Annotated in this window: 29 protein-coding genes and 1 pseudogene; 10 read left to right on the top strand and 20 right to left on the bottom strand. The window is 70.6% G+C overall.

Annotated features, from left to right (window positions below; genetic code table 11):
* Window positions 1–139: 139 nt before the first annotated feature.
* The 6 genes from OG299_RS39765 to OG299_RS39740 are packed head-to-tail and all read right to left on the bottom strand — an operon-like array spanning window position 140 to window position 5,806.
* Window positions 140–880, bottom strand: a complete 741-nt coding sequence (locus tag OG299_RS39765; RefSeq protein WP_327364329.1) for a response regulator transcription factor — start codon at window positions 878–880, stop codon at window positions 140–142.
* Window positions 881–900: 20 nt separating this feature from the next.
* Window positions 901–3,561 (bottom strand): ABC transporter permease, encoded by a 2,661-nt coding sequence (locus tag OG299_RS39760; protein WP_327364328.1) that lies wholly within the window; start codon window positions 3,559–3,561, stop codon window positions 901–903.
* Window positions 3,558–3,755: a hypothetical protein gene (locus OG299_RS39755; RefSeq protein ID WP_327364327.1), complete on the bottom strand. Its 198-nt coding sequence runs from the start codon at window positions 3,753–3,755 to the stop codon at window positions 3,558–3,560. Before OG299_RS39755 ends, OG299_RS39760 begins: the two co-directional genes overlap by 4 nt.
* 58 nt (window positions 3,756–3,813) lie before the next feature.
* Complete coding sequence (locus tag OG299_RS39750; RefSeq protein WP_327364326.1) at window positions 3,814–4,512, bottom strand: ABC transporter ATP-binding protein; 699 nt, start codon at window positions 4,510–4,512, stop codon at window positions 3,814–3,816.
* Window positions 4,509–5,207, bottom strand: coding sequence for an ABC transporter ATP-binding protein (locus OG299_RS39745; protein WP_327364325.1), 699 nt, complete (start codon window positions 5,205–5,207; stop codon window positions 4,509–4,511). Before OG299_RS39745 ends, OG299_RS39750 begins: the two co-directional genes overlap by 4 nt.
* Entirely contained in the window at window positions 5,207–5,806 is a 600-nt protein-coding gene (locus OG299_RS39740) for a hypothetical protein (protein ID WP_327364324.1), read from the bottom strand. Before OG299_RS39740 ends, OG299_RS39745 begins: the two co-directional genes overlap by 1 nt.
* A gap of 112 nt (window positions 5,807–5,918) precedes the next feature.
* Here OG299_RS39740 and OG299_RS39735 point away from each other — a divergent pair, with 112 nt between their 5' ends.
* Complete coding sequence (locus tag OG299_RS39735) at window positions 5,919–7,211, top strand: HAMP domain-containing sensor histidine kinase (protein ID WP_327364323.1); 1,293 nt, start codon at window positions 5,919–5,921, stop codon at window positions 7,209–7,211.
* Between the two features lie 176 nt (window positions 7,212–7,387).
* Here OG299_RS39735 and OG299_RS39730 read toward each other — a convergent pair whose 3' ends face one another.
* From OG299_RS39730 to efeO, 6 genes are all read right to left on the bottom strand, one after another.
* The gene (locus tag OG299_RS39730; RefSeq protein ID WP_327364322.1) at window positions 7,388–8,521 is read right to left on the bottom strand and encodes a sodium-dependent transporter; all 1,134 of its coding nucleotides are present in this window, start codon (window positions 8,519–8,521) and stop codon (window positions 7,388–7,390) included.
* A gap of 217 nt (window positions 8,522–8,738) precedes the next feature.
* Window positions 8,739–10,115: a sensor histidine kinase gene (locus OG299_RS39725; RefSeq protein ID WP_327364321.1), complete on the bottom strand. Its 1,377-nt coding sequence runs from the start codon at window positions 10,113–10,115 to the stop codon at window positions 8,739–8,741.
* Window positions 10,112–10,774 carry a response regulator transcription factor gene (locus OG299_RS39720; protein WP_327364320.1) on the bottom strand — a complete coding sequence of 221 codons (663 nt, stop codon included), beginning with the start codon at window positions 10,772–10,774 and terminating at the stop codon, window positions 10,112–10,114. The genes OG299_RS39725 and OG299_RS39720 overlap by 4 nt, the downstream gene beginning before the upstream one ends.
* A 31-nt stretch (window positions 10,775–10,805) precedes the next feature.
* Window positions 10,806–11,651 carry an iron uptake transporter permease EfeU gene (gene efeU / locus OG299_RS39715; RefSeq protein ID WP_327364319.1) on the bottom strand — a complete coding sequence of 282 codons (846 nt, stop codon included), beginning with the start codon at window positions 11,649–11,651 and terminating at the stop codon, window positions 10,806–10,808.
* 22 nt (window positions 11,652–11,673) lie between these two features.
* The gene (efeB, locus tag OG299_RS39710) at window positions 11,674–12,909 is read right to left on the bottom strand and encodes an iron uptake transporter deferrochelatase/peroxidase subunit (RefSeq protein WP_327364685.1); all 1,236 of its coding nucleotides are present in this window, start codon (window positions 12,907–12,909) and stop codon (window positions 11,674–11,676) included.
* Between the two features lie 96 nt (window positions 12,910–13,005).
* Window positions 13,006–14,136, bottom strand: coding sequence for an iron uptake system protein EfeO (gene efeO, locus OG299_RS39705; protein ID WP_327364318.1), 1,131 nt, complete (start codon window positions 14,134–14,136; stop codon window positions 13,006–13,008).
* Window positions 14,137–14,631: 495 nt separating this feature from the next.
* Between efeO and OG299_RS39700 the strand changes: the two genes are divergently transcribed.
* Together OG299_RS39700 and OG299_RS39695 are read left to right on the top strand one after the other, a co-directional pair.
* On the top strand, window positions 14,632–14,835 hold the full coding sequence (locus OG299_RS39700) for a cold-shock protein (protein ID WP_327364317.1): 204 nt from the start codon (window positions 14,632–14,634) through the stop codon (window positions 14,833–14,835).
* A gap of 171 nt (window positions 14,836–15,006) precedes the next feature.
* Window positions 15,007–15,504: pseudogene (locus tag OG299_RS39695) on the top strand (ATP-binding protein); the annotation flags it as partial.
* A 63-nt stretch (window positions 15,505–15,567) separates the two neighbouring features.
* Here OG299_RS39695 and OG299_RS39690 read toward each other — a convergent pair.
* Window positions 15,568–15,900 carry a cupin domain-containing protein gene (locus tag OG299_RS39690; protein ID WP_327364316.1) on the bottom strand — a complete coding sequence of 111 codons (333 nt, stop codon included), beginning with the start codon at window positions 15,898–15,900 and terminating at the stop codon, window positions 15,568–15,570.
* A 71-nt stretch (window positions 15,901–15,971) separates the two neighbouring features.
* Here OG299_RS39690 and OG299_RS39685 point away from each other — a divergent pair, with 71 nt between their 5' ends.
* The 3 genes from OG299_RS39685 (at window position 15,972) to OG299_RS39675 (ending at window position 17,700) form a co-directional block, all read left to right on the top strand.
* Window positions 15,972–16,919 (top strand): helix-turn-helix domain-containing protein, encoded by a 948-nt coding sequence (locus tag OG299_RS39685; protein WP_327364315.1) that lies wholly within the window; start codon window positions 15,972–15,974, stop codon window positions 16,917–16,919.
* A 288-nt stretch (window positions 16,920–17,207) separates the two neighbouring features.
* On the top strand, window positions 17,208–17,477 hold the full coding sequence (locus OG299_RS39680) for a DUF6233 domain-containing protein (RefSeq protein WP_327364684.1): 270 nt from the start codon (window positions 17,208–17,210) through the stop codon (window positions 17,475–17,477).
* 52 nt (window positions 17,478–17,529) lie between these two features.
* Window positions 17,530–17,700: a hypothetical protein gene (locus tag OG299_RS39675; protein WP_327364314.1), complete on the top strand. Its 171-nt coding sequence runs from the start codon at window positions 17,530–17,532 to the stop codon at window positions 17,698–17,700.
* A 28-nt stretch (window positions 17,701–17,728) separates the two neighbouring features.
* On the opposite strand, the gene OG299_RS39670 is transcribed toward OG299_RS39675, so the two are convergent.
* Window positions 17,729–18,466: a hypothetical protein gene (locus tag OG299_RS39670; RefSeq protein ID WP_327364313.1), complete on the bottom strand. Its 738-nt coding sequence runs from the start codon at window positions 18,464–18,466 to the stop codon at window positions 17,729–17,731.
* Between the two features lie 441 nt (window positions 18,467–18,907).
* On the opposite strand from OG299_RS39670, the gene OG299_RS39665 reads away from it, so the two are divergent.
* Window positions 18,908–19,381 carry a nuclear transport factor 2 family protein gene (locus OG299_RS39665; protein ID WP_327364312.1) on the top strand — a complete coding sequence of 158 codons (474 nt, stop codon included), beginning with the start codon at window positions 18,908–18,910 and terminating at the stop codon, window positions 19,379–19,381.
* 119 nt (window positions 19,382–19,500) lie between these two features.
* Here the strand turns inward: OG299_RS39665 and OG299_RS39660 are convergent, their stop codons facing one another.
* Complete coding sequence (locus tag OG299_RS39660; RefSeq protein ID WP_327364311.1) at window positions 19,501–19,773, bottom strand: early set domain-containing protein; 273 nt, start codon at window positions 19,771–19,773, stop codon at window positions 19,501–19,503.
* Between the two features lie 289 nt (window positions 19,774–20,062).
* Between OG299_RS39660 and OG299_RS39655 the strand changes: the two genes are divergently transcribed.
* Window positions 20,063–20,383, top strand: coding sequence for a hypothetical protein (locus OG299_RS39655; RefSeq protein WP_327364310.1), 321 nt, complete (start codon window positions 20,063–20,065; stop codon window positions 20,381–20,383).
* 344 nt (window positions 20,384–20,727) lie between these two features.
* Here OG299_RS39655 and OG299_RS39650 read toward each other — a convergent pair whose 3' ends face one another.
* Window positions 20,728–21,024: a hypothetical protein gene (locus OG299_RS39650; RefSeq protein ID WP_327364309.1), complete on the bottom strand. Its 297-nt coding sequence runs from the start codon at window positions 21,022–21,024 to the stop codon at window positions 20,728–20,730.
* Window positions 21,025–21,633: 609 nt separating this feature from the next.
* Between OG299_RS39650 and OG299_RS39645 the strand changes: the two genes are divergently transcribed.
* Complete coding sequence (locus tag OG299_RS39645; protein ID WP_327364308.1) at window positions 21,634–22,119, top strand: hypothetical protein; 486 nt, start codon at window positions 21,634–21,636, stop codon at window positions 22,117–22,119.
* Here the strand turns inward: OG299_RS39645 and OG299_RS39640 are convergent.
* From OG299_RS39640 to OG299_RS39625, 4 genes are all read right to left on the bottom strand, one after another.
* Window positions 22,086–22,541: a hypothetical protein gene (locus tag OG299_RS39640; RefSeq protein WP_327364307.1), complete on the bottom strand. Its 456-nt coding sequence runs from the start codon at window positions 22,539–22,541 to the stop codon at window positions 22,086–22,088. The two genes, OG299_RS39645 and OG299_RS39640, sit on opposite strands and share 34 nt — an antisense overlap.
* A 236-nt stretch (window positions 22,542–22,777) precedes the next feature.
* Window positions 22,778–23,704: an ATP-dependent DNA ligase gene (locus tag OG299_RS39635; RefSeq protein WP_327364683.1), complete on the bottom strand. Its 927-nt coding sequence runs from the start codon at window positions 23,702–23,704 to the stop codon at window positions 22,778–22,780.
* A gap of 231 nt (window positions 23,705–23,935) precedes the next feature.
* A complete protein-coding gene (locus OG299_RS39630) occupies window positions 23,936–24,919 on the bottom strand; it encodes an NADPH:quinone reductase (RefSeq protein WP_327364306.1) in 984 nt (327 codons plus the stop codon).
* A gap of 20 nt (window positions 24,920–24,939) precedes the next feature.
* Window positions 24,940–25,518, bottom strand: a complete 579-nt coding sequence (locus OG299_RS39625) for a PadR family transcriptional regulator (protein WP_327364305.1) — start codon at window positions 25,516–25,518, stop codon at window positions 24,940–24,942.
* A gap of 125 nt (window positions 25,519–25,643) precedes the next feature.
* Between OG299_RS39625 and OG299_RS39620 the strand changes: the two genes are divergently transcribed.
* On the top strand, window positions 25,644–26,036 hold the full coding sequence (locus OG299_RS39620; protein ID WP_327364304.1) for an ester cyclase: 393 nt from the start codon (window positions 25,644–25,646) through the stop codon (window positions 26,034–26,036).
* Window positions 26,037–26,536 lie beyond the last annotated feature (500 nt).

Here is a 26,536-nt window from a genome sequence, read left to right as displayed (position 1 = left end):
AGCCGGACGATCCGGTCGTGGGCGTGCGGATGAGCTGGAGTTGATGGCGTCGCCGTCCGGAAAGTGTGCCTCTGACGCTCAGGGTGATGGCGCGGCAATCTTGAGCAATCCAGGGTTGCGACGCACTCCCTATGACGGGTTATAGAGAAGGCGCCGGGTCGAGTCGATAGCCATGGCCGCGGAGTGTCGTGATCTGCGGGAGGCGGACGGTGCGCGATGCCGTGGCCTCCGCCGTGTGAAGGCGGCGGCGGAGAGAGGCCATGGTGACGTCGAGCGTCTTGGTCGGGCCGAACCAGTTCTCGTCCCACACCCGCGCCATCAAAGTCTCCCGGGAGACCGCGCTCCCCTGATGCCGGGCGAGTTCGGCGAGGAGTTCGAACTCCTTCGTCCGCAAGGCAACTTCCTGCTCGGCGACCAGCACGCGCCGGGCCGCCGTATCGACCGTGAGGTCGCCCAGCCGGATGGGCTCGCTCTCCTGCTGTGCCTCGGAGGGAGCTCTGCGGCGTAGGTGGGCCCGCAGGCGGGCGAGCAGGACGGTCATGCTGAAGGGCTTGACCAGGTAGTCGTCGGCTCCTGCGTCCAGTCCGGCGATCACGTCGATCTCGTCGGTGCGGGCGGTGAGGATGACGATCAGAAGTTCCGGCAGGTCCTCGCGCAGACGGCGGGCGAGGTCGATCCCGTCGAGGTCGGGCAGACCCAGATCGAGCAGGACGAGGTCGGGCAGGTCGTGGTGGGCGGCCGTCAGACCTGCCGAACCGGTACGGCACCAGGTGGTGCTGTAGCCGTTGCCGCGCAGCCCGCTCTCCAGGTGGCGGCCGATGGTGTCGTCGTCCTCGATGACCAGGGCGGTGGGCGGGCGCCCTACGGTACCGGTGCTCATGGCTCGAGGTTATGGGCTGGTTATGGTTCGCGGAGTTCTTCGACGGCAGGCCGCCCGGTACCGCGGACGGCGTGCAGGGCGGCGGCAGTAAGGGCCGCGAGCGTCGCGAGCAGGGTCAGGGCCAGGTACGGCCAAGGGAGGGACAGGGAAGAGGGAGGCGGGTCGAAGACCCCGGTGAGGACCTTGGTGAGCATCTGTGCGAGGGCCCAGCCGATGAGAGCGCCCCCTGCGAGACCGAAGAGTGCGACGGTGGCCGCCTCGGCCAGGACCATGCCGCGCAGCTGGTCCCGGGTGGCGCCGAGAACGCTTGCCAAGGCGAGGGTACGGCGGCGCTCGGTCAGGCCGAGGGCGAGTACCACTCCTCCGGCGCCCGCCGCCAGAGCCACGGCGAACCCGAGTTCGATCCGGGTCAGTCCGGCGAGGTCAACCGAGGTGAGGCTGGAGCCGACGGCGGACCGGGTCTGGGTGAGGTCGGTGACCGTGGCCGCGGCGCCCAGCCGTTCGCGCAGCCTGGCGGCCACCGCCTGCTGGTGTACGCCACCGGTGTCGACGAGGAACGCACCGACCGCGTCGCTTCCGGTCTCGCGGGCGACGTACGCGGCGTTGGCGACGAAGAAGCTGTCCTTGGGGGCTGTCGGGAACTCCTTGACGACGCCCGCGTAGTGGAACTGCACCGTGCTCAGCTGCTTGGTCCGGCTGTCCTGGAGGCGCAGGTTGAGGCGGTCGCCCGGCGTGAGCTGGAAGTCCTTCACCGTCTCCTCGCTCACGAGGACCGAGTCGGGTCGGGTCGCGAGCTTGTCCAGGAGCCTCCGGGCGCTGCCGCCCGCGAAGTAGGTGTCCTGGAGCGCGGTTGCGGAGGTGATGGTGGCGGGGTTGACGCCGTACAGGTCCTGGAGGTCGGATCCGACGTAGGCGAAGCGGTGTTGGAGGGGTTCGACGCGGCGCACTCCGGGGACGGATGCCAGCACGTGCCCGGCGTCGGGGCCAGTTGCCGCGCCGGGTGGCTGGGTGACGGTGACGTCTGCGCCGTTGGTGAGCTGGGCGTCCACCTCCGCCTGGTGGCGGTAGGTGTCGTTGAACGCGGCAGTGGAGAGTGCGAACGACACGGCGAGGGCGAGAAGGATCACGGAGCGGGCCAGGACGCTGCGCTGGCGGGCCATGCCGGATGCCGTCGCGGCGGCGAGGGTGCCGGTCAGCGGCCGGACCATGAGCGTGAGCGGGCGCCGTCCGTGGGCGAAGGCGTACGTCATCAGCCGCCACAGGAGCAGCGCGGAGCCCAGCCAGAGCAGCGTGGGGCCGAGGAACGCCCAGTAGGACACCGAGATGCTCGCCACTCCCTCGGGAGCGAGCACCAGGGCGTACTGGTTGCCGGCGGCGGCACGGAAGACGAGGAGCGCGACCACGAGCAGGATGAAGTCGAGTCCGATGCGCTGCCACAGTGGGGTGCCCGTTGAGCGGTAACCGCGGCGTGCGGCGGTAACCGTGGTGGTGCGCTGGTCGTGGATGGCGGGCAGCAGGACTGTCACGGCGGCGACGGCCACACCGACGGCGAAGGCGATGAGGGACCATCGCAGCGGTACGAGGCCGGCTGCCCCGAACGATGCCCGGCCGAAGGCGATCCGGCCGGCCAGGGCGGCGAGGGCGATGCCCAGCAGGCCGCCGCCCATGCCGATTGCGCCGGCCTCTACCGCGGCGAGCGCGGCGACCCGGCGCCGGTCGAGGCCGCGGGTGCGCAGCAGGGCCTGCTCCCGGCGGCGGCGGTCCGCTCCGGCGCTGACCAGGGCGGAGGTGAGAAGGGCTGCAAGGGCCACGCCGGGGGCTCCGAGGAACAGGAAGAGCAGCTGGGCGTACAAGGCGTCCTGGCGTGCGGCGTCCAGGGCCGCGCCGAGGTTGTCGCCGACCTGGACGGCTCCGGAAAGCCGTGCTTCGAGATGGTGGGCGGCTCCTGTGACGGCTGTGAAGGCGGCGGCGGGGTCGGCGGGCAGGGCCGTGTCCCGGGCCGCGTGCACCTGTGTGGTGACGGCGGCGGGGTCCTGGGCCCGGGCGCGCGCGGTGAGGGAGTCGAACTGGGCGGCGGGCAGGAGCACGACGTTGTCGGGTGGGGCGGCGGGTTGTGACTGCGGCGGGGCACCGACCTTCTGGAACAGTGAGTCGGCCTGGGGCAGGTCGACCACTCCGGCGACCGTGACGGTGGCGTCGGCCGTACCCGGCAGCGCGATGCGTACGGTGTCGCCGGGTGCGGCGTGCAGGTTGGCGGCGGTCTGCTGGGCGAGGAGGACTCCGTCCCGGGCACCGGTCAGCGGCCGAATCTCGCCCGGGAAGGCGGTGCGATAACCGTCGGGGATGCCGAGCACCACGCCGTCCCCGGTGGTCTGTACGGAACCTGCGGCCTTCGTCTGGAAGCCTGTGCTGCGGGTGTAGGTGACGGGCAGTGCGGTGCGGATCCCTGGGGTGTGGCGGATCGTGTCGAGCACGGTGGCGGGCTGCGCGGTGGGCTGGAGCTGCACCTGCCAGTCGACGGCGACGGACCGGGCGGCCCGCGCGGTCATCGTCGAGCGGGAGGCGGTCAGGAACGTGCCGAGTGCGGCCATGAGTGCGACGGCCAGCGCTACGGTCAGGGAGGCCACGAGGAGCCTGCCGCCGCGGTGCCGGAGCAGGCCGGCCAGCCAGGCGGTGATCACGGTGTGCCTCCTGTGGCGATGGTGCTCGGGTATCCGTCGCTCACCGTCCGGGCGGCTTGTGGGGGTCCGCCGACTCCCCGGGGGTGCCGGTGGGCCGGGCCTTCGGCCCCGGTCTCGGGGACCGTGTCCCCGAGGACGTCGGCGATGCGCCCGACGATGGTGTGGTCGCTCCGTCCCGCCGGTTCGTCGGCCAAGGCGAGGTGGGACAGCGCTGCGAAGAGCGCCGGCCCCTGGCTGCCCGTCGGTCGGTGTTCACGGTGTGCCTCCGTCCGGGTGCAGGTGGAGTCGTCCTTCGCGCATGGTCCAGTGCGTGGGCAGACGTTCCCCGACGGCCGGGTCGTGGGTGCTCACCACCAGGGCCGCGCCGATCTCGTCCACCGCCGCCAGCAGGACGTCCACGACGTGGCGGCCCGTGGTGCGGTCGAGACGGCCGGTCGGTTCGTCGGCCAGTACGAGCCGGGGCCGGGATGCCAGGACCCGGGCGACAGCGACACGCTGTGCCTGGCCTCCCGAGATGTCGTCGGGCAGCCTGTCGGCGAGGTCGGCGACGCCGACACGGTCCAGGGCTGCCAGCGCCCGCGCACGAGCGAGGTCGGCGCTCTCGCCGGCCAGCACCAGCGGAAGGCCGGTGTTCTCGGCGACGTCCAGGGTGGCGATGAGGCTGGGGCTCTGGAAGACGACCCCGATGGCCATCGCCCTCGCCCGTACCCAAGCCTGTGCATCGGCGGCATCCGCGTACCAGGGCCACGTCACCTCGCCGCTGGTCGGCTGTTCCAGTCCGGCCATCAGGTGGAGCAGCGTGGACTTTCCCGATCCCGAGGGCCCCATGACGGCGATCCGGTCTCGGGCGTCCACCTGGCAGTTCGTGCCGTGTACGGCTACCACCGCCGCGGGGCCTCGCCCGTACGTCCGCCCGGCCTCCCGGCAGATGACGAGCGCCCGGCCGGTCATGGCCGGAGCCTGCCGTCGCGGAGGGTCAGGACCCGGTCGGCGCCCCCTATGACGGCAGTGCTGTGGGTGACGAGCAGCACGCCCCGCCGTCCTTCGCTCCCTCGGGCCCTCAGCAATTCCAGGATGCGGTGTTCGGTGCTCCCGTCGAGCTCTCCGGTGGGCTCGTCGGCGAGCAGCAGGTCCGGGTCGTTTGCCAGGGCCACGGCCAGTGCGGCGCGGGCCAGCTCTCCGCCCGCCAGTTCGCGGGGCAGGGCGTGGGCCCGGCCGAGGAGGCCCACCTGGTCGAGGAGGACGTCGATGTCCTGTGCCGGGGTGCCGTGGCGGCCGGCGGCCGTGCGGGCGAGGCGGATGTTGCGTGCCACGTCGAGGTGGGCGATCAGGTTCTCCGTCTGGAGGAGGATGCCGATCCGGCGGGCCCGGATCCCGGCCCGCTCCGCCTCCGGGCGGTGGCTGATCCGCTCTCCTGCTATTCGTACGGACCCGCCGGCGGGTTCGTCGAGGCCCGCGAGGCAGGCCAGCAGCGTGGACTTCCCCGATCCCGAGGGGCCGACCACGGCTACAAGCTCTCCGGGGGCCACCGTGAGGGACACTCCGCGCAGGGCGAGGGTCTCCTCTTCCCCGGCACGGTAGAAGCGGTACAGCTCGCGAGCGTCGAGAGCCGGAGCGGTGCCCGCACTGAGCGTGCCCACGTCCATCACCGCCACCTCAGCGAGTCGGTGACGGTCCGCCAGGGATCGACGTTGTCCGCGTTGACCGGCCCCGAGAGCGTGACGACGACGTCACGGCCCTGGTGGTGGAAGACGTACCGTTCGAAGGCGTCACGGACGGCCTTGCCGGTGACCGGGTCCGCCGCGGAATTGCCCTGGTAGGTGTACAGGACGGCGGTGCCGGCCTTGCGGCTGACCTCGGAGGCCTTGCCGGGTGCGAAGGCGGGGACGCTCTTGGCCAGAGAGGGTACGTCCCCCGCGGTCACCGACGCTGGGGTCGGCGGGTGCGCGGCAGGGTGCTCGGACACTTCGATCCGGTTCAGCTTGTCGGTGAAGGTGGTGACGGGGCCCGCGGTGGTGCGCGCCCAGCCCTCGGGCACGCTGACGGTGAAGGCCGCGCCGGGCGGCTCGAAGGCCACATAGGCCTGGTTGTCCGGGATGTCTCCGGGCGGGTTGGACTCGGCAGGGGCGGGCGGCGGTGGCTGCGGGCCGGCGGCCGTGGCGGAGCCGGCTGCGCCGCACCCGGCGAGGACCGCAGTGAGCAGGAGGACTCCCGCACAGGGGACGAGTGTGCCGCGTACGTTCATGAGGGCCTCCGCAGGACGAGGTGTCTTCCACGCTAGGCAGCGGGGGGTGAAGGGCCGGGGCGGCGGCGGTTAGACGACGGCAAAACCGGATGCCGGGCGCCATGATGGGCGCATGAGGCAGCGTGTCGTGCGTGTCGCGGTGTCCGCCGTGCTGGTGGCCCTCGTCCTGCTGGCCGGGCCGCTCGCCTGGGTCATCCACCGGTCTTTCTTCGAGGACGAACGGGGCGCCCTGGAGCGTACGGCTCTGGCCGCGACGGTCACGGTGGGGCCTGAGTTCGCCTCCGGCGACGCACTCGAGCTGACGCCGCCCAGGCCGGGCGGGAAGCTGGGGGTGTACGACCTCTCTTCGCGTCTGCGTGCGGGCAGCGGTGGACCGGTCGCCGACCAGGTGACCCGCGAGGCTGCCGGAGGCAAGGCAGTCAGCGGCCGCACCGGGGCTGATCTGGTCGTCGCCGTACCGGTGGTCTCCGGCGAGAAGGTGATCGCGGTGGTGCGGGCCACGGTCCCCGCGCGATCGGTCTGGACGCGGGTGCTGTGGGCTTGGGCACTGCTCCTGGGAGTGACCCTTGCTGCGCTGGCCACGGCGGTCCTGGTGGCACGCCACCAGGCGCGTGCGCTGAGCACTCCAGTGGAGGCACTCTCCCGTACGGCCCGCGCGATCGCCGACGGCGACCTTGCCGCCCGGGCAGCGCCGTGCGGGATCACCGAGCTGGACCAGCTGGCGCGCAGCCAGAACTCCATGGTCGAGCGACTGACCCAGCTCCTGCGCCGGGAGCGCGACTTCAGCGCCAACGCCTCGCACCAGCTGCGCACTCCCCTGACCGGGCTGCAGCTCGGCCTGGAGGCCGCCCGACAGCTCCCGCCGGGCTCGGACCTGCGCCCCGCACTGCGCGAGGCTCTGGAGACGGCACGCCATCTGGAGGAGACCGTCGAGGAGGTGCTGCGGCTGGCCCGGTCCGGCACCGAGGGCGGACCCCCACTCCCCCGTGAGGCTCTCGTTCGGGTGCTGGAAAGGGCGGAGTCGCGCTGGCACGGTACGCTCGCCGCCGCCGGCCGACGGTTGGAGGTTCGCGCACAGCCGGGGGCCGGGGCCTTCGAGGTCCCCGGCCGCACCACGGCACAGATCCTCGACGTCCTCATCGACAACGCCCTACGCCACGGCCGGGGTGCAACCTCGGTAACCGCCCGTGAGGCGGCCGGGGCGGTCGCGGTCGACGTGGCCGACGAGGGGACACTCACGCTCGACCCCGGGACGGTCTTCGCACGCGGCGGCACCGGCGGCTCCGGAACCGGGATCGGCCTGGCGGTGGCCCGGGAGCTCGCGGAAGCGGCAGGGGGAAGGCTCAGCCTGCGCGGCGCAGAGCCGACCACGTTCACCCTGCTCCTGCCCGGCGCTCCGGGCTGACGTGCCGCCGTGACCGGCTCAGCGTGGCTTGGCCGGCTGTCCCCCGGCCGACACCGCGTAGAAGATGCCGGCGATGACGTGGACGACGTCGGCGGCCATCGTGCCGACGACGCTGACCATGACGATCGCCGACCCGTAGGGTCAGGTCCGGTAGCGCGCCGACCAGAACTGCGGGGTCAGCAGCGATGTAAGTCCGGCGAGTTCGAGACAGTCGGCTGCCGGCACCGGGCCCAGTGTCCGGGCCAGTCCCGCCATACCGTCCGGGCCCTCCATCGGGGCGGGCGTACGGCGCGCTGAGCGGCCAGCTTCTGCAGCAGGCCGTACACCAACACAGGCAGCAGGACGTGGGGCCGATCGGGCAGCACCGCACCGATGAGGACCGCGCCCGCGCTGCTGTTGCTCATACCGCAAGCCAGCGTCACACAGGCTCGTGCCCGTGTGTCCAGTCGCAGCAGGGACCCTGCGACGCGGCCGAACGAGAACGACAGCGTGCACACGAAGACGGCCACGGCCACTGCCGCGATCGACAGCAGGGCTGCGGGATGGGCCAGGAACCGGCCCAGGGCACCTGCTGCGTTGAGGTACGTCAGGGCCAGCGAGGCGAGGACCGCGGTGGGCGCCGCGGTGCGCCGCAAGCCTGCCAGGGCCTCGGCGGGCAGGGCGATGTGGCACAGCAGCCCGGCAGCGCACGGCAGCAGCACACCGGTGAGGGCGAAGCCCTGCCCTACCGCGCGCGCCGCACCGGCCGGCGTTCCCGGATGGTCGCCACCTACGAGCGGCGCCACTGCTCCGAGGGTCAGGGGCAGGGTGAGCGGGCTGAGGAAGGTGGAGGCCAGGACGAGGCCGAGCATGGTGGGCTGGTCGCCGTCAGCCCGCGCGGTCCAGACGGTCGCCCCCGCTGCCACGGGCATCGCCGTGAGGAAGATCATCGCGGTGGTCATCCCTGCGCCCCCGTCGGTGTCGGGCGTCCAGGACAGCATCGCCGCCAGGGCCGGGATGATCAGCAGCGGGGCCAGGAGGTGCGCCGCAAGTCCCGCCAGCAGGGTCGCGGGGCGACGGACCGCCCGGACGAGGGTCTGCGGTGGCACCTGGAGCCCCGCGCAGAACAGTACGAGGGCCAGCAGCGCCGGTGCGAGTTCCAGACTCACTGCCACGTTCCCTGCATGGAGTTCGCGGGGCCTGCGCAGCCACATGCCGGGAGCAGGGCAGACGGCAGCGGCGAGGTAGGCGGCGGCGACGGCCCAGCCCAAGCGTTCCCTCAGTCGGCCGGCGAGACCGCGTGAGGCGGAGGGCTTCGTGGCAGGAGACATGAGCGTGGCCGCCGTTCATGGCAGGAGCTGGGACCGCACGGGCGCAATCGGGGGGAGTCTAGGAGTCCGGTTGTGACTGCGCCGCAGTGCTCAAGGCATGTCGGTCGGCGCGCTCAGGATGTGTTCAGGTTTCCAGTGGCGATCGCCGTGGTGGGTATCACCGTGCTGGTCGTCTTCATTCCATTCACCCGCAAGAACGCCGTCGACCGGGAGGCCTTCAGCCGGCCGGCAGCCTGACCACGAACACCGCTCCCCCGCCGCCCTGTTCCCCGAGTTCCGCCTCCCCGCCCGCGGAGCGCGCCAGGCGCCGGGCAAGCGGCAGCCCAAGGCCCGCCCCATCGTGGCCGTCGCCCGGATCCGCCCGGCGACCGGGCTGGAACAGGTGGGCACGGAAGCATTCCGGAACGCCGGGGCCATCGTCACCCACTTCGATGCGGACACACCCCGGCTCCCGGAACGCGCGGAGGTCGACCGCCGTCGCCGCGTAGCGCAGCGCGTTGTCCAGCAAGGGGCTGACGATCCGGTCCAGGACGGCAGCGGGCACTCCCGCGGTCAGCTCCCCACCCTCGTCGGCGATCACGACACGGACCGAGACGATGTCTGGGTCCGTGCGGTCGGCCAGGGCATTCAGGACGGGAAGCACGGCGGTGGTGCCAGGCGACCTGCCGGCGTCCTCGCGAGCTTCGGCGAGGAGGGTGTCGCAGATGGTCCGCATGGTCCGGGCCGCATCGCCGATGGCCCGTTGCACGGTGACCGTCTCGTTCTCGCTGCGGGGGCGAGCCTGCCACCAGTCGAGTTCGGCGACGATCGTGGCCAGCGGGTTGCGCAGTTCGTGCGACAACTCGCTGGTGAGCTGCTGTTCGTGGCGCAGGGCTGCCCGGATCCGGTCGAGGAAGGCATCCAGCGAGGCGCCCAGCCTGGCGAGTTCGGCGGGCCGGGGCACACCGCTGAAGCGTTCTTCGGAGGCGGTCGCACTCCATTGGGCGGCCTGGTCGGTCATCGTACGGACGGGTCGCAGGGCCCGGCCGATGGCGAGTCGGGTGACCGCGTACGTGCAGAGGAGCATGACGGCATCCAGTGCCAGGGATGCCATCAGCAGGGTGTCGCCCGATGCGCGGTACGGAGTGAGGTCGAGCGCGGTGACCACGGTCGCGGCCCTCTCACGGCCGTCTGGGGAGGGCACTGGCCGGGCACAGAGCCGGATGTCCGCCGCGTCGTGCGAGGTGGTGGTGCACTGGGCGCCGCCCTGCGCTGCAAGACGGGCGGCCGCGCGGGTGGCGGGGCTGTCCGCCCGGGCGGCCGGGGGCTGCTCGACCAGGCTAGTCCCTTGGTAGATCCAGGCGTTGGTGTCGAGGAGGTCCTCCTGCGGGGTCTCCAGGACGCGCAGCACGGGACCGCTGGTGTCGACGGTGGCGGCGATGGCGGAGGCTCGGGCCCGCAGCTGGTCGTCCGCCTGCCGGGCCAGGTGCTGCTGCACGAACGCGTTGAAGACGATGGTGAACACCGCCATGACGAACGCCGCGGTCGCGACCGCGAGCAGGGAGAGCCGTCCGCGCAGGGTCGTCGGCCGCGCTCCGGCTCTGAGCAGTCTCATGACAGCCGGTGCCCTACGCCGCGGGAGGTGCCCAGGGTGAGGATGCTGCCCGCCTCCCGAAGTTTGCGGCGGAGCCGGGTCAGGTACTGGTCGAGGGTGTTGTCGCTGACCTGGGCGCCTTCCGGCCAGCCGGCGCGCACCAGATCCCGCCGGGGAACCAGGTCCCCCGCGGCGGCGAGCAGGGCGGCCAGGATCCGGAATTCGGTCGGGGTCAGGCTCAGGGGGACGCCTCGTACGGTGCAGGCGTGGCGGACGGCGTCCAGCACCATCTCTCCCTCGGAGACAGGGGCGGCCGGGCGGCTGCGTTTGACGGCGGCCCGCAGTCGGGCGGCCAGTTCGGCGATGTGGAAGGGTTTGGCGAGATAGTCATCGCCTCCCGCAGAGAACCCGCTGAGCCGATCTGTGAGGTGATGACGGGCGGTCAGGAAAATCACCGGGCGGTCGAACCCGTTGGCGCGCAGCGCCTGGCACACGTCGCGGCCGTCCGCGTCGGGCAGGCCGATGTCCAGGACCACGGCGTCGACGCCGGCCACGGCCAGTCGCAGTGCCGCTGCGCCGTCCTGCGCCTGGGTGGTCTCGAAACCCTCCTCACGCAGGCCGCGCAGCAGGACGTTGCGCAGCCGGTGGTCATCCTCGACGACCAGGACGTGTCGGCTCATGCGGGCCTCTGTTCTGTGGGGACGCCGGAAGTCAGCCGGTCTTCGCCGTCTTTGCCTCCACGCCGGCGGCGGGGGTGGTACTGCGCGCAGGTGCGAGGAAGAGGGCCATCACCGGAACGAGGTAGAGGCACCACACGGTGACCTGGAGGGCGGTCGGGTTGGGCTGGAAGTTGAACACTCCCTTGAGCAGGGTCCCGTACCAGCTGTCCGATGGGATGGTCGTGCTGATGTCGAAGGCGAGGGTGTGCAGGCCGGGCAGGAAGTCGCCTTCCTGGAGGTCGTGGAAGCCGTACGCGAGGACTCCTGCGGCGACGACGACCAGCATGGCACCGGTCCAGGTGAAGAACTTCGCCAGGTTGATCTTCAGCGCGCCCCGGTAGAACAGCCAGCCCAGCACCATCGAGGTCAGCAGACCGAGCACCGCACCGACCAGGGGCCGAACGCCGTCACCTGTGGCTTGGACGGCCGTCCAGATGAACAGCGAGGTCTCCAGTCCTTCCCGGCCGACGGCCATGAAGGCGGTGAAGACCAACGCGCCGCTGCCCACGGCGAGCGCCGCATCGAGCTGGCCCTGAAGCTCCGATTTCAGGTTCCGGGCAGTGCGCTTCATCCAGAAGACCATCCACGTCACCAGGCCGACCGAGACGATGGACAGGGTACCGCCGAGCAGTTCCTGGGCCTGGAAGGTAAGGGTGGAGGAACCGAACTGGAGGGCGGCGCCGAACCCCAGGGAGAGGGTCACGGCCAGGCCGATGCCGAGCCAGACGGGCGCAAGTCTGTCCCTGTGGTCGGTCTTGACCAGGTAGGCGATGAGGATGCAGACGACGAGGCTGGCTTCCAGCCCTTCGCGGAGTCCGATCAGGTAGTTGCCGAACACGGCGTGGGGTTCCTTCCGGTGGTCACGTGAACAGGGTCCGGCCCCACCAGTCGTCCTTGTCGCGGACGCCCGGCGGGACGGCGAAGACGGCCGAACCCACGTGCTGGATGTATTCGTTGAGCGCATCGTTCTTGGCGAGCTGCCGCTGGATCGGCACGAAGCCCTTGCGGACGTCCCGCATGTAGGCGAGGAAGAACAGCCCCGCGTCGAGCCGGCCGAGGCCGTCCGTACCGTCGGTGAAGGAGTAGCCGCGGCGCAGGATCGTCGCGCCGTCGTTGGAGTCCGGGTGCGCGAGGCGTACGTGCGCCTGCGGCTTCATCGCCTTCAGGAACGGCTCGTCGCGCTCCTTGGACTTGCCGACGGGCGCACCCTCGCCCTTGTCGCGGCCGAAGACGTCCTCCTGCTCCTGCAGGGAGGTCCGGTCCCAGGTCTCTATGTGCATCCGGATGCGACGCGCCACCAGGTACGAGCCACCGGTCAGCCAGTCGCTGCCGTCGCCCGCGCCGACCCACACGTGCTTGTCCAGGGCGGCGGTGTCGGTGCCGGAGATGTTCCGGGTGCCGTCCTTGAAGCCCATCATGTTGCGCGGGGTCTGCTCGTCCGGGGTGGTCGAGGAGGTCTTGCCGAAGCCGAGCTGCGACCAGCGCACCGCGACCTTGCCGAAGCCGATGCGGGCGAGCTGGCGGATCGCGTGCACCGCGACCTGGGGGTCGTCGGCGCAGGCCTGGACACAAAGGTCGCCGCCGGAGCGGGACGCGTCGAGGTTGTCGCCGGGGAACTGCTCCAAGTCCATGAGGGCGGCGGGGCGGCGTCCGTCGAGCCCGAAGCGATCTCCGGCAAACAGCCCCGGTCCGAAACCGATGGTCAGGGTGAGCCGGGAGGCCTTCAACCCCAGGGCCTCGCCGGTGTCGTCCGGCGGGGCCTCCGGGACGCCGCCGTAGCCGCCCTCGCCGACCGGGTGGCCGGCCGTCATCAGCCGGGCCGCCTCGGTCCAGTCCTTGAGGAGCTGGACGAGCTCGCCGCGGTCCTTCGTCTTCACGTCGAAGGCCGCGAAGTGCAGGCGATCCTGGACCGGGGTGGCGATACCGGCCTGGTGCTCGCCGTGGAACGGCACCGCCATCCCCAGGGTGCCGGGGGCTGCGGGTTCGTCGTTCCGGCGCAGGACCGCCACGGTGCCCCCGGCCGCGGCGGCACCGAGCGCAAGCCCGGCCCCGCCCCAGGCCAGCAGCGCCCGCCTCGAGGTGCCGCTGCCGGACATGTCCGCGTTCGCGACGCTCCCGCTCTGGACGGACTCCGGATCCGCTTCGGACATCACTGCTCCCCTGCCTGCTTCTGTCTGCTTGCTGTGCCCGGGCTACTTGGCGACTGCCGCCGCGAGCTTGGAGAGCGGTTCGGCGAGCGCGTTGACGCCGTCCGAGAGCTCCTTGCGCTGCTCCTCGGTGACCTTGTCGTACGCAGTGAAGTCGTAACCGGTCTTGTCCGCCCGGTACTTGTCCAACAGTGCGTTGATCGCGGTGAACCGGGCGTCCAGGGTCTTGGCCAGCTCCGGGTCGTTCTTCACGGTGACGGGCTTCAGGAGCTCGTAGACCTTCTCGGCGCCCTCGACGTTAGCCTTGAAGTCAGCCAGGTCGGTGTGGCTGTACCGGTCTTCCACCTTGTTGCGGGAGACCTCGTCCAGCAGTTCCTTGGCGCCGTTGGCCATTGAGGTGGGCGTGATCTCCGCCGTGCCGACGCGCTTGTGCCACTCCGCGATGTCGGTGTCCAGCTGCGAGGCGAGGGCCTTCTCCTCGTCGCCGATCTTGTTGTCGGCCCACAGGGACTTCTCGAGCCGGTGCCAGCCGGTCCAGTTCTGACCGGGCTCCAAGCCGTCCTCGCGGACGTCGGTCTTCGGGTCGATGTCACCGAAGGACTCGGCGACCGGCTCGGTGCGCTCCCAGCCACGCCGCGAGGAGGCGAACGCCTGCTTCGCGGCTTCCACGTCACCGGCGCGGACGGCATCGGTGAACGTCTTGACCGCGGGCAGGGACTCCTCGGCCTGCGCGAGCACGTAGCTGCGGTAGGCCGAGACAGCAGCGTCCAGTTCGGGGCTGCGCTTCTCGCCGCCACTGCCGGTGGCCTTGACCTTGATGCGGATGCCGTCGCCCTTCATGCCGGGCTTGCAGGCGAACTCGTAGTCGCCCGCCTTTATCTCGGCGGTGATGGTGGCCTTGGTACCCGGGCCGATGTTCTCGCGCTCGGCGACGATGCGGTCATCGGGGAAGAGCACGTACAGCTCCGTGACCTTGGATCCCTTGTTCTCCACCTGGATGGTCACCTTGCCCGCCGGGAAATCGGTCTTGGAGACCTCGCAGGCACTGTCGGACGCGGTCACCTGAAGGGCGCCGGCCGAGCCGCCGTTGCTCTTCTGGGCACACCCCGTGGCGGTGGCGGTGACTATCGCGAGACAGGCGGCCGCGAGGAGCGCCGAGCGGGCGGATGAAGACATGGGCACTCCCAGGCATGGCGGGACGGCAAAGCCGCGGCAGACCTCGGGTTAGGTAAGGCTGCCCTTTCGTCTACGGAACTGTAGACGATGCCGGGCGATACGTCTGCCACCGGGGCACAGCCGCGACCTCCGCGTCATGCCGCCACGCACCACCCCTCACTCGACGGCCGCTCGTGGCTTCCGGGCCGTCCACTGAGACAGTTCCGGCGTGCGGCGCCGGAGCACATGCAGGGCTCGCCGGGCGAGCGCGCTCCCTGGCCGGCACGTCGCACTGCTGAACGGGGGAACTCAGGCTCCTCCTCGCCTGAGCGTTCCCGCGATCCGGGTCGCACTACGGGTGTACCGTCAGGGCCAGCTGTCATGGTTCCGAAGTACCGGTCGCCCGTGAGCGTGCGGACGGGCGTTTCTGCTGTTCAGAGTCTCTGAGGACCAAGGCGATCACCTCCGGTTCCCGCACGGTGCGGGAACCGACTCCCAGTCCCCTTGGAGGGCAAAATGGCCAGCGGAACCGTCAAGTGGTTCAACGCGGAAAAGGGCTTCGGCTTCATCGAGCAGGACGGCGGCGGCCCCGACGTCTTCGCTCACTACTCCAACATCGCCAGCTCAGGCTTCCGTGAGCTCCAGGAAGGCCAGAAGGTGAACTTCGACGTCACCCAGGGCCAGAAGGGCCCCCAGGCAGAGAACATCACCCCCGCCTGAGCTTGCACCCACACCGCACCCGCCTCGCGACGGTCGCTGGGCGGGTGCCGTACGTGCTGGAGCTGGCTTGTCCGGCGGAGGACAGGGCCCTCGGCTGCCTCACGCCTGCCAGCAGGCCTGGCGTTCACTGGATCGGGGGGCGTGTCCAGGGGCGGCGAGCGCGTTAGAGCGATGATGACGGGCGGCGTGTACCGACTCCGCCGCCTCCCGGTGGGCGGGGCCGTCGCAGCCGCAGATGTTTCCGTTCCTCACCGGCCGGGTGCTTCTGTACGCCGGGACGGGGGCAGGCGCACTACACACGCAGAACGCCTCGGGAGAGGAGAAGCCATGGCCTCACCTGTACTGGATCAAGACTTGCCCCCTGTCAGCCAAGCCACAGCTTCGGCCCGGGAAGCAACCCGCACCTTCCTCGACCAGGCCGCCCGGACCCGATGGCCCGCTGAACCGGCCGCCTCAGACCTGGTACTGCTGGTGGTGAGCGAGCTGGTCAGCAACGCCATCCGCCACACCAGCGGGCCCTGCACCCTTCATCTGGCCCTGCGCAGCGACTCCATCGACATTCGTGTCACTGACACCAGTCCCCACCCGCCCCAGCCCCGACACCCTCACACCGACGGAACCGGCGGCTGGGGATACATGCTGGTCAACCACCTCACAGCCGACCTGCACATCGAACCGACGCCCGACCAGCCGGCCCATGGTGTCGTGAAGGCCAAGGACGACGAGCTGCGATCAGTGTGCCCGCACCGTAACCCCCAGCATCCGTGCGCCTGTCTCCGTGCGGGGGCGGTGGCGGCTGCCCGGGGCGAACACCACGTAGGTGCCCGGGCCATGGCGTTCCTCTCCCTCGATCACCTCGCCGCTCAGGACGTAGTACCGCTCCTCGCTGTCGTGGACGTCGACATCGGGCCACTGGGTGCCCGGGGCGAAGTCGATCAGCCAGCCGCTGGCGAACTCGGTCGCCGGGAGCCTGCGCCGGACGATGCCGGGGGCGACTTCTCCCGGCTCGATGTCGTCGATGTGGACGGTGTTCTTCAACGGGCCTGTAGGCGTTGTTTCGCTCATGCGCCCACGATCGCGCGGAGCGGGTACCCGGGCCGAGAGTCTGGAAAGACATCATCAGGTATTTTCCTGCCATGAGCCGTCATCATGTGGTCGCGCTGCTGAACGCGCCGCAGTCACCGTTTGAACTCGCCTGTGCCGCTGAGGTGTTCGGATCCGTGCGGCCGGATCTGCCGGTGCACTACGACTTCACGGTCTGCGCCGAGCATCCCGGGTCACTCCCGGCCACGACGGGGCCCGCAATGTACGTCGAGGCAGGGCTGGACGCACTGACGGACGCGGACACCATCGTCGTTCCGGGCTGGCAGCCGACGGGGGCGGCCGTGTCACCGCACGTCCTGAGCGCCCTGTGCGCGGCGCACCGGCGCGGGGCGCGGGTGGTATCCATCTGCACGGGGGCATTCGTGCTGGCGCAGGCCGGGTTGCTGGACGGGCGCCGGGCGACAACGCACTGGCGGCGGGCGGAGCAGTTCGCTGCCGCGTTTCCGCGGGTGGAGGTCGACGCGGACGTGCTGTACGTCGACCATGGCGACGTGGCCACCAGCGCCGGGTCCGGAGCGGGCATCGACCTGGCCCTGCACCTGGTACGCCGCGACCACGGCGCCGCCTACGCGGCCCAGGTCGCCCGGAGCATGGTGCTGCCCCCGCACCGGGAGGGTGGCCAGCTCCAGTACGCCACCCAGCCTGTAGCCAGCAGGACCGACGAGTCACTCGCGCCACTGCTGGAGTGGGCCCTGTCCCGGCTCGACACCGAGCTGACCGTGAGCCGCCTCTCCGAGCAGGCGGGAGTGTCGAGCCGCACGCTCGCCCGGCGATTCGCCGAACAGCTCGGGCACAGCCCCGGCAAGTGGCTGCTCACCCAGCGCCTTGGCGTCGCCCGGGTTCTGCTGGAGCAGACGGAGCTGCCAGTCGAAGCCATTGCGATCCGGGTCGGCCTGTCCTCCGCCGTCAACCTGCGGCGCCGCTTCCGGACCATGCTGGGCACGACGCCCGGTGCGTACCGAAGAGCCTTCGGCCGCTGAGCGACCGGCGCGGCGGAGCCCCCGGGATGCACCCAAAATACCCCGCGGAAACCGGAGAAGGCCTCGGTTACAGGGGTTGCCGGCGAGGCCCGTCGCCTTGGGCGAGCCGGTGAGGCCGAGGCTGCCCGGGGGCTGAGCGGTGTCCGAGCTCCCGCCTGACCTGCCGCGCCTGCGCACCGTGGTGACCTACCTGCGCGGCGAGCTCGGCCGCGCCCAGCGGGTACTGAACACGGCGGAAGAGCGCGAGGCCCTCGCCGCACAGCGGCAGCCGCTGCCCGAGCCGCCCGCCTGGCTGATCGAGCGGAGCATCGGAGCGGGCGGCTGCCGGTCCGCGTCCACGCCGGGGACTGCTGGGACGCACGAAAGCGCTGCACGGCCCTGGGCATGGACGAGGCACGCCGGGCGCTGGCCGAGGTGCGCCCGCCTGCCCGCAGTGCCGGCCCGACGTCGCCCTCGGCGTGCTCGAGTGACCGGAGAGCGCGCCGCGCCCGCAGCGACGGCGTAATCCTCGGCCGCAAGCCGGTCTCGGCAGTCTGCCCGGGGTGCCGCCCGAGGTGACGTCCGGGACTGTGCAGCGTTGTCCCCGCCATGGACGAGACGCTAGACCCGCTTGGACACCCTCCTCGACGGCGTCACCGAACCCAGCCTGAAACTCATCAGCGAAGACGAAGCACGGGCGTTGATGGTGCTCCCCAAACTCCTCGATGACACCGACCAGAGCGAGGACATCCGCCGGGCCGCAGGCAAGATGCGGTTCCGGATCGGCTCACGCCTCGCCTGATCCTCCCCCGGCACCAGACCGTGTTCGTCTACGGCGTCGGCTCGTCGCGAAGGCGCAGGTGGTCGGTCTGCTTCGCGAAGTCGGTGTCTGATCTGCGCCGGTCATAGACCGTCTCGGGCCGGAGGCCCGCCGCGAGGGCCGCCTGCCGGAGCACCCCATGGACGGCGAGATGCTCGTAGAAGGCGGTCCACTGGGCGTCAGTGGCGGCGCCGACGGGTTCCGGGGTGCTGCGGGTGGCGGTGGCCCGGTCCATGGCCGCGGCGAACCCGGGATCGCGGCGGCGGCGCTGGTAGACCGCCGCGTTCGTGATGCCGACCTCCGCCGCGGCCTTCGTCGTCGCCATCCCGGCACGCAGATGCTCGAGGAACTGGCGGCGGCGCTCCGGCGTGAAGCGAGAGGGCCGGCGCTCCGCCCGCTTCACGGTCGCATCGGTCACCGCGTCGCACGCGGCGGCGAACGCCGGCTGATCGCTGCGCCAGGTGTTGGCCTGCCCGCCGCCGTCGAACAGGATTTGGGAAGCCAGGCTGGCTGAAGCGCCCAGGGCCAGGAGCCGCAGGTAGTCCGCGCGGCCGACGATGCCCACCGCCTCGACACTGTCCGGGTCCACGCCGGCCAGCGCGAGTGCCAGTCCCGCATCGGTGCGTGCCGCGCGGAACACCTCCCGGACCGGCACCCCCAGTTCTTCCGCCGCCGCCTGGACGGCCTCACCCGTGCGCAGCCGGGCCAGCACAGCGGACCGGGTACGGGCCGGGAGCTTGTCGGGCATGAGCGCACCGTAGGACGACGCCCGCCCCGGCGGCCCTCCCGACACACCACGTCGCGAGCCCTTGTGGCTCTGTCCACGAGAACGGCTTCTGGCTCAGGTTCTGGATGCTGTTGGTGATTTTGTCGAGACTCGTTGCTGCCGCACTGTTGCGGCCCCGCGCGATATGCCGAACTCGTAGCCAATGAACGTGCTCTCACGTGCCGGCCTCGGCCAGCACCCTGGCTGTCGGGACGCCGCGCGATCAGCGTCTACTGGAACGCGACGGCGCTCATGTCGAAGATCACCCACAGCATCGGTTCTGTGAACTGGCCACATTGAGTCACGGATCGGCAGGTAGGGGGCGGCCACAGACGGGCACGGCTCTGGAGAGCATGCGCCCGCAACCGGGGCCCAGCTCGGGGACGGCTGCCTCAGCCAGGGGCAACCTGATATGAGTTGATCATGAATGCTGAAACTCTTGACCTGATGGAGCGCCTGCTCGCAGAGCGGGCTTGTGAGCGGCTCATCGTCGAGTTCGTCCACCGGCTCGACCTCGGGGACCCGGGCTCGGTGGCGGACCTCTTCACACAGGACGGCACCTGGGAATGGCCCGCCGACGACCGCCGCATTGCGGGTCACGACGCCCTACGCACCTACTTCGGCAACCGGCCCGCAGACCGACTGTCACGCCGCATATGCACCAACATCCTGGTTACCGTGACCTCTGCGGACACCGCCGCCGCCACCACCTACTTCACCACGTACCGTGTCGACGGCTACAGCGAGGGCCTCGTACCACCGCAGCCCCCGGTTCAGGTGGGGCACTACGAAGACACCTTCCGCAAGGTGGACGACACCTGGCTGCTCACCACGCGGACACTCTTCCTCTCCTTCGCCGGCCCCACGGAACGCCTCGACGGACACAGCCAGTCATGAGAACGACTCTCAGCCGACCGGCCGTCAAGGGCCCTGCGCCACGGGGAGTGACACTCCACAGAACTTGAGCCAGAGCCGGTTCTCGTGAACAGAGCCACGCTTGCCCGCGGCGGATGGGGTCAGGTGTGCAGGCGGCTGTTGGGGCCGTCGTGGTCGGTGCTCTCGTCGTTGAACCAGTAGTCGCCCGCCGCCAGGTAGCGGAAGGACTGGGTCGTTGCGCCGGGCAGGGCGACCGTGACCGCCCGCTTGCCGTCCTTGCGCGGCTGGAGCGTGTGGACGCCGGGCTGCCAGTCGTTGAAGTCCCCCACCACGCTCACCGGCCCCGGCGGATCCTCCCGCGGCAGAACGAACGTGACCTCGGTACCGTCCTTGCGCGGCCTGCGCTCCAGCATGAGTGGCTCCATTCGACGAGCGGTAAAACGGGTGGCCCCATCCTCGGGTCGCCGGATGCCGGGCCGCGCCCCCGCGCAGCCGCAGGTGTGAGCGTGTCACCCGCCCGGCCCACTCTTCCCCCTGCCCGGTGCGCAGTCGGGGTTCGTACATGTCAGGGTGGCAGGGCGACGAGAGGGTCCACATCCGCGGGACCCGGCCGGTTGAAGCCACCCCGGCCGGGTCCCGCCACGGACCCGGGGAGCGCCACGGACACCCCTCACGCCCTGGCAGGCCCTCTACAGTGCGCCTGTGGATGATCACGAGACGGACCTCCTGGACGCGGTGCGCACCGCTCTCATCGAAGCGGGGTTCGACCCTGGCAGCGGGGGCGGGGAGGGTGTGCATCTGGTCCGCCATGCCCGGGGCGTGATGGTGGGCTGGCTGCCCGAAGAGATCGACGAGTTGCACGCCCGGATCAGTGGTGAGCAAATGCCGGGCGAGGGCGGTACGGGGCTGGCCGGGCTGCACCACGCCACCGGTCTCGCCCTGGACGCCGCACTCCATACCGCAGGGTTCACCACCGAAACCCTCAACGACCACCTGCTCGTACTGCCCCCAACACCAGCATGAAAGCACCGCCGCAGCCTCGGTCAATGAGGCGTCCGGCCGGTATTCGTCACAGCCCCCGGACAGGCCCACCGCACCGGTCAGGCCGGCGACCCCGGCAGATCCCGGCCAGCACCACCGGCCTGGAGCTGCGCACCCGGCCCGGGACGTTGAGGAAAGCCGAATCGGTGAACAGCCCCAGCGCGATGGGATGGCTGGACTGAATCGGGTCAGGCAGCGGGCTCGTAGACGACGGAGGTGTCCGGGCAGTCCTCCGCGAGGCCGAGGAGCGCCTGGCTCTCGACCTCGTCCACAGCCAGATCCCAGCGCAGCTTTGTACCCACCCAGGTCGCGGCATAGGTGCAGTGTTACAAGCCGTCCGTCGGCAGCCACTCCGCCGGATCCTTGTCCGACTTGCTCCTGTTCGAGGCTGCGGAGACCGCGATGAGGGTGTCCGGGCTGTTCTGGTCGTTCGCGTACGCCTCACGCCGCGCCGCACTCCACGGCGTCCGCTCCGAATCGAAAACTTCTGCCAACGGGACGAAGTGGTCCACGTCGAGGCGGGCGGCGTCCGTGACGACCACGTCGTCGTACGCACTGCGCCACACCCCGCCCGTCAGCTTGCAGCCCGCCGCAACCACGGGCGCCTCAAGCGCCTCGGACAAGATGACTTCTTTGCGGGTATCGCATCCGTCGGAGGCGATCAGGCCCCTGTTCCAATGCTTGTACAGGGTGCGCACGTAGCCCTCCCGATGCTCCTCCGCAACCGGGATCCGGTCGACCGCATCGAACAACGACAACGGTACCCCTCCCCCACAGCTGCCTACGGCACCCGTGCCGGACCACCCCACCCGCCGGCCTTGCTGACGAAGCGGCGCCCCGCAGACCCGCCAGCCAAGCCAGCGGGCCGCCTGCCGGAGCACGCCGTCAACGGCAAGGTGTTCGTAGAAAGCGGTCCACTGCGCATCAGAGGAAGCGGCCCGGGAACTGCACAAGGCACGATCACGTCGCGGCGAACGTGACGCCCTCCCAGGGATGTCCGGGGCTGGCACCGAGCCGCTCAGATTTGCGCCCTCCCGTCAAGACACGTTCTTCAGGGGCATGACGGTGGCTACCACCAACGCGCCTACTTGAAGTGTGGTCACGCCGCAAAGACAGCGAGACCAGCCAGGAGAACGGCGGCCTTCCAGTGGCCCCGTATCAACCAGGCGCCGGTCGCTCGGGCGCAGCTTGCCCGACCGTTTTCCGGCGGCCTCTATCCGCAAGGAGCACTCATGTCGTATCACCGCCCCAGCCCGACCGCCACTCAGTCAAAGCGCCGGATCTCGCGCTCCATGATGGTCTTCGCCTCAGCCGCTTTCATCACCGGCGGCATCGCGCTGCCGGCCACTGCGGCGATCGCGCCCCAGACCCAGACCTCTGTCACGAGTCTCCCGTCCGACGGCAGTAACCCCCACCGACAGCCCGGTGGCGGAGCCTACGGGCCGGACACGTGCATGCCCGGCTACGTCTGGCGTGACAGTTTCGATGGCGACACCCTGTGCGTCACGCCGACGGCACGACAGAGGGTTCACGACCAGAATCCCCACCGGCAGCCCGGTGGCGGAGCGTACGGGCCGAGCACGTGCATGCCCGGCTACGTCTGGCGTGAGAAGTTCAAGGGCGACACCCTGTGCGTCACACCGGCAGAACGACAGCAGGCCAAGAACCATGGCACGGTGATCGACTACGGCACGCGCCTCATTCCCGTGGACGAATAGTTCCCGAAGCCTTCGACGGTGAAGCCCAGGGCGGGCAGGTCCCGGCGGCGGGTGAGCGCGGCCACCTGGTCCGGGTGGACGTCGGGGAACTGCGTGCCCCCGCCGAGGTAGACCAGGAGACCGGCCTTCACGAGGTGGCCGACCGCCGCCGCGGTCACCCTCGGCCGGAGGATCGGGAGCGGCACCCCAAGGGCCTCCGTCAGCCGGTCCGCGGCCACCCCGGCCCCGATCGGGCCCCGCAGCGCCGCGCGCACCTGCTCCAGGTCGGCGGCCTCCACCACCGCCCGGGACCACACCCTGCGGCCGGCGTCCGCCGGCGGGACCAGGCCCGAGCCGGCCGCCCACCGCCAGGCCGCCAACGGCACCCGCAGCCGGCCCGCGGCCTGGCTCTTGTCGTAGAGCTCCCGTACCGAACGCGCCATGAACCGCACTCCGATCGCACAACCAGCAGCCCGACCATCGGGCCGCGCCGGAAACATGCCGAAAGATCCTGTTTGCTGTCAATAGCTCTGATTTCAGGGCGAGTTGGGAGCACACCGCATAAGCCGCCTACGCGTACGCGAGGGCCGGATTCACCCCTGCGGGGGACACGAAGCAGGGCCGGCACCGACTGGTGCCGACCCCCAAGAGGCCCGTTCGCCGGCGCGCGCCGGGCCGGTCAGCCAGCCGCCGCAGCCGACCCCTGACCGAAGGGCGGGACATCGCCGGCGGTCACGTCCAGGCGGATTCGCTGGAACCTCAGCGGGTGACGGAAAACTCCCAGGTCAACCGCCCGGTCCGCGCTGACCTCCGCCACCAGGTCCGGACGGACGGGCACCACGTCCAGGACGTCACGGCTCCCCCAAGCCGAGGCGAACCGCACCCCCTCAAAAGGGTGACCGGGGCCGGCCGCGGCGAGGTGCTCGCCGACCTGGCGGGATGTGTCCGGGCGCAGCGGTACGGTCCGGCCGACCGCTCGCAGCCGGCCCGCCTGCTCGAGGCGGCCGAGGACGAGGAGCCCGGGGCGGGTCAGGGTGCCGGTGACGGCGCCGATGATCGCCTCTGTTGTGTCCCGTCTTCTGATCTTGGTCCATCCCCGGTACCCGGCCAGATATCGGCTGGTCAGAGGCTTAATGACCAGGCCCTCCACCCCGGACACGTCGGTCCAGGTCTCCAGCCACTCCCGGGCCTTGGCCAGGTCCGTCGTCATCGGGCACAGCGTCCACGGGGCTGTCAGGGCGCGATCGGTGAACAACTTCTCCAGTTGAGTCCTGCGGTCCCTGTAAGGCCGTCGTAGCAGTTCCTCGCCGTCGAGCTGCAAGACGTCGAACGCGACGAAGTAGGCCGGCCACCGGGCGGCCAGGCCGGCAGCGCCACGGGCGCGGGCGGCGGCCCGGCGCTGCAACGCCTGAAACGACAACCGGCCTTCCTCGGCGTCCCAGACGACCAGCTCGCCATCGAGGACCAGGCCGTGCGGCAGCTGCTCCGCGGCGGCCGCCACCAAGTCCGGCCACCTGTCCTGAACCAATGCCCCGCGACGGGTCTGCACCACCACCGTGCCGCCCGGGCCGGCCGGGGTGAACAGCAGCGCCCGATGCCCGTCCAGCTTCTGTTATGCGCTGTTGAGCTGTCCGAGGGTACTGTCCGGCAGCATGTCGATCTTGAAGTGGCGGTGCACTTCACCCGCCGGGAAGTACGGCGGCCTCGCGAAGCCACACCGCTCATGCGGGAGTGCGCCGACCTGTTCGCCCGTCTCGACGATCAGTTGGACGAGTGGGCGATACCGGACGGGCAGCCGCACCTGATCGGCCCTCGGGGGAGGTGTTCCGAGTCTGCGCTATTGGGGGATGGTGACCAGGATGCGGCCGTGGCCACCGCCGGCGTCGACGTGGTCGTGGGCCTTGGCGATGTCATCCAGCGGGTAACGGTCGCCGACGGCGACGGTGAGGGCGCTGACAGCTGCGGCGGAGGTGAGGTCGCGGGCGGCCTGGCGCTTGGCTTCGGGCGGGAAGTCGTCGCTGCCGAGCAGTCGCAGGGTGACGTTGTTGAACAGCAGCGGCCAGAAGGGGATCTCGGTGCGGTCCGTGCGGGTGGCGTAGGCGGCGATGACGGCGTTGTTGGCGGCGACGGCGTTGTCGAGGTCGGCGTTGTCGGACAGCGCGACCTCGATGATCCGGTCGACGCCCCGCGGTGCGTACGAGCGGATGGCCGCGGCGGGGTCGCCGGTGTCCAGGGCGACGGCGTGGGAGACGACGGCCGGGTCGACGCGGTCGAGGTCCGCGGTGCGGCGGACGGTCGCGATCACAGTCGCGCCGGCCCAGTGGGCGAGCTGGGCGGCCAGGGAGCCGACGCCGCCGAGGACTCCATGGACCAGGACCAGTCGGCCGTCGACCGGGCCGTCGGCGAAGACGGTGCGGTGGGCGGTGATGCCGGGGATGCCGAGGCTCGCCCCCAGCTCGTCACTCAGATGGTCTGGCAGAGGTACGGCCTGGTGGTCAGGTACGACGGTGTACTGAGCGGCTGTGCCGAAGGGGCGGTAGGACTGGGCGCCGTATACCCAGACCCGCTGTCCGACGCGGCGGGCGTCGACTTGGGCGCCCACGGCGTCGATGACTCCGGCGGCATCGCTGTGCGGGATCACCCGCGGGAAGGGCATGGAGGAGCCGAGCCAGCCGCGCCGCTTCTTGGTGTCGCCGGGGTTGACGCCCGAGACGGTGACACGGACGCGGACCTCGCCGGGGCCGGGAACGGGATCAGGGAGTTCGCCGACGTGCAGGACATCGGTGGCGGGGCCCTGGTCGTCGTACCAGGAAGCAAGCATGGTGGTACCTCCGTGGACAGTCAGCTCGCGGGAACGGCGGGCGCATGCGGATCGCAGTCGGTGCATCCGGTGTCGAATACGGGCGGTTCCTCGCCGAGGGTCTCGCGCAGCCAGGTCCGTTCGGCGCGGCTGGTGGCGCGGGCGGTGAGCAGCATGCCCCGCCGGTAGGGGTCGGCGACCTCCTCGGCGCGCAGGGGCCGCTCGTTGTCGTAGAAGAAGCTCACCGGTTCTTCCAGGAACTCCAGCCGTCTGCGCAGAACCGCGTGCTGTTCGGCCACGTCGGGCAGGTGGGAGAGGAAGGCCAGGACGGTGTAGAACCGAGTGAAGTCGGTGATCTCGTGGTCGGCGGGCTTGCGCAGGCGCTGAAGCATGTCGGCCCGCCCGGCCACGGTCAGGCTGAGCACGTACCGGGCCGCCCCCGCGGCCGGGTTGGCGCGCCGCTCGATCAAGCCCGCCTTCGTCAGACGGTTGAGCGCCGGATACAGGCTGCCGTCACTGACCGGCCGCGCATAGCCGGTCAGCTGGGAGACGCGGCGGCGCAGCTCGTGTCCAGGCAGGGGTCCCTCGGCGAGGAAGCCGAGTATCGCGAGTTCCAGCATGTCTCCATCTTCGCACGCCTACATCGAAACGATGTGAACATCGATTCGATGTTACGCTCGTAGGTACCACCCAAACATCTCTGGAGAGGCACAGCACGATGCCGTCGCAGTCCACCGAGTCAGTGATGAACCGCTTCGTCGAGTTCATCAACACGGGCAACGAGGACCTCGCTCGCGAGGTCATTTCTCCGGGCGCGGTGTTCCACGCGCCAAGCCACCCGGAACCACTGCGGGGCCCCGATGGGTACATGGAAGTCATCGGGATGATGCGCAGCGCCTTCCCGGACGTCCAGTGGACGCTGGAGGAGACGGTCACGGAAGGAGACACCGTGGCCGCGCGGTTCACCATGCGGGGAACCCACGACGGTGAATTCTTCGGGGTCCCGGCGAGCGGCAAGAAGATCTCGGTGCAGGCCATGAACTTCTACTACCTGGCCGACGGCCGGATCGTCGGCGAACGAGGCCAGCCCGACCTCCTCGGGGTGATGCAGCAGATCGGTGCCGTACCGGCGCCGTGAAACCACGATGGGCTGGGTGAGCCTTCTGTCGCGCGGGATTGCCGCTGCCCGGAAGAGCCGTACGCAGCGGTGGAGGGCGAAGGACCGCACCGGGGCGCGAGCGCCGGCGCGGGTTCACCGCAAGAGGTCGGCCTTCTTCTTGATCCGGCGTCTTCGCGCAGACAGCGCCCGTTGCGGCGAGAGCTTGTCACCGCTGACGTGACCGGCCGGATGTGGGAGTGCTCGCCCTGCGGGCAAATGCTGCAACCCTCGAATACCGACACTCCACCAGTGCACCCGGGCGACGACCGAGGCGGTGGTCGGCGCCGTCAGCGGCACCCTGGCCGCGCTGACCTCGGAGGAGCCCGGCCGGTGAGCCGCCTCATCCAGGCCGACACCGCCGACCCGTCATAGGTCACCTCAGTGGTCGAGTCGACTGGCTGAGCGACGAAGGTGCCGTCGACGCCGGTACCTTCGCCGCCCGAAACGCTGCGCTCATCCCCGGAGCGAACCCACGCCAG

The sequence above is a fragment of the Streptomyces sp. NBC_01296 genome (assembly GCF_035984415.1).
Classification (GTDB): domain Bacteria; phylum Actinomycetota; class Actinomycetes; order Streptomycetales; family Streptomycetaceae; genus Streptomyces.
Note: the sequence above shows the minus strand (reverse complement) of the source record. Positions and strands in the feature narration are given on the sequence as shown.

Bases quoted from the DNA above. Each gene is read 5' to 3' on its own strand.
- OG299_RS39720 (WP_327364320.1), bottom strand. From the start codon at position 10,774: ATGAGCCGACACGTCCTGGTCGTCGAGGATGACCACCGGCTGCGCAAC.
- OG299_RS39660 (WP_327364311.1), bottom strand. From the start codon at position 19,773: ATGCTGGAGCGCAGGCCGCGCAAGGACGGTACCGAGGTCACGTTCGTT.
- OG299_RS39645 (WP_327364308.1), top strand. From the start codon at position 21,634: ATGTCGTATCACCGCCCCAGCCCGACCGCCACTCAGTCAAAGCGCCGG.
- OG299_RS39665 (WP_327364312.1), top strand. From the start codon at position 18,908: ATGAATGCTGAAACTCTTGACCTGATGGAGCGCCTGCTCGCAGAGCGG.
- OG299_RS39740 (WP_327364324.1), bottom strand. From the start codon at position 5,806: ATGAACGTACGCGGCACACTCGTCCCCTGTGCGGGAGTCCTCCTGCTC.
- OG299_RS39765 (WP_327364329.1), bottom strand. From the start codon at position 880: ATGAGCACCGGTACCGTAGGGCGCCCGCCCACCGCCCTGGTCATCGAG.
- OG299_RS39630 (WP_327364306.1), bottom strand. From the start codon at position 24,919: ATGCTTGCTTCCTGGTACGACGACCAGGGCCCCGCCACCGATGTCCTG.
- OG299_RS39700 (WP_327364317.1), top strand. From the start codon at position 14,632: ATGGCCAGCGGAACCGTCAAGTGGTTCAACGCGGAAAAGGGCTTCGGC.
- OG299_RS39690 (WP_327364316.1), bottom strand. From the start codon at position 15,900: ATGAGCGAAACAACGCCTACAGGCCCGTTGAAGAACACCGTCCACATC.
- OG299_RS39750 (WP_327364326.1), bottom strand. From the start codon at position 4,512: ATGACCGGCCGGGCGCTCGTCATCTGCCGGGAGGCCGGGCGGACGTAC.
- efeO (WP_327364318.1), bottom strand. From the start codon at position 14,136: ATGTCTTCATCCGCCCGCTCGGCGCTCCTCGCGGCCGCCTGTCTCGCG.
- OG299_RS39670 (WP_327364313.1), bottom strand. From the start codon at position 18,466: ATGCCCGACAAGCTCCCGGCCCGTACCCGGTCCGCTGTGCTGGCCCGG.
- OG299_RS39625 (WP_327364305.1), bottom strand. From the start codon at position 25,518: ATGCTGGAACTCGCGATACTCGGCTTCCTCGCCGAGGGACCCCTGCCT.
- OG299_RS39685 (WP_327364315.1), top strand. From the start codon at position 15,972: ATGAGCCGTCATCATGTGGTCGCGCTGCTGAACGCGCCGCAGTCACCG.
- OG299_RS39725 (WP_327364321.1), bottom strand. From the start codon at position 10,115: ATGAGACTGCTCAGAGCCGGAGCGCGGCCGACGACCCTGCGCGGACGG.
- OG299_RS39735 (WP_327364323.1), top strand. From the start codon at position 5,919: ATGAGGCAGCGTGTCGTGCGTGTCGCGGTGTCCGCCGTGCTGGTGGCC.
- OG299_RS39745 (WP_327364325.1), bottom strand. From the start codon at position 5,207: ATGGACGTGGGCACGCTCAGTGCGGGCACCGCTCCGGCTCTCGACGCT.
- OG299_RS39640 (WP_327364307.1), bottom strand. From the start codon at position 22,541: ATGGCGCGTTCGGTACGGGAGCTCTACGACAAGAGCCAGGCCGCGGGC.
- OG299_RS39620 (WP_327364304.1), top strand. From the start codon at position 25,644: ATGAACCGCTTCGTCGAGTTCATCAACACGGGCAACGAGGACCTCGCT.
- OG299_RS39730 (WP_327364322.1), bottom strand. From the start codon at position 8,521: ATGTCTCCTGCCACGAAGCCCTCCGCCTCACGCGGTCTCGCCGGCCGA.
- efeB (WP_327364685.1), bottom strand. From the start codon at position 12,909: ATGTCCGGCAGCGGCACCTCGAGGCGGGCGCTGCTGGCCTGGGGCGGG.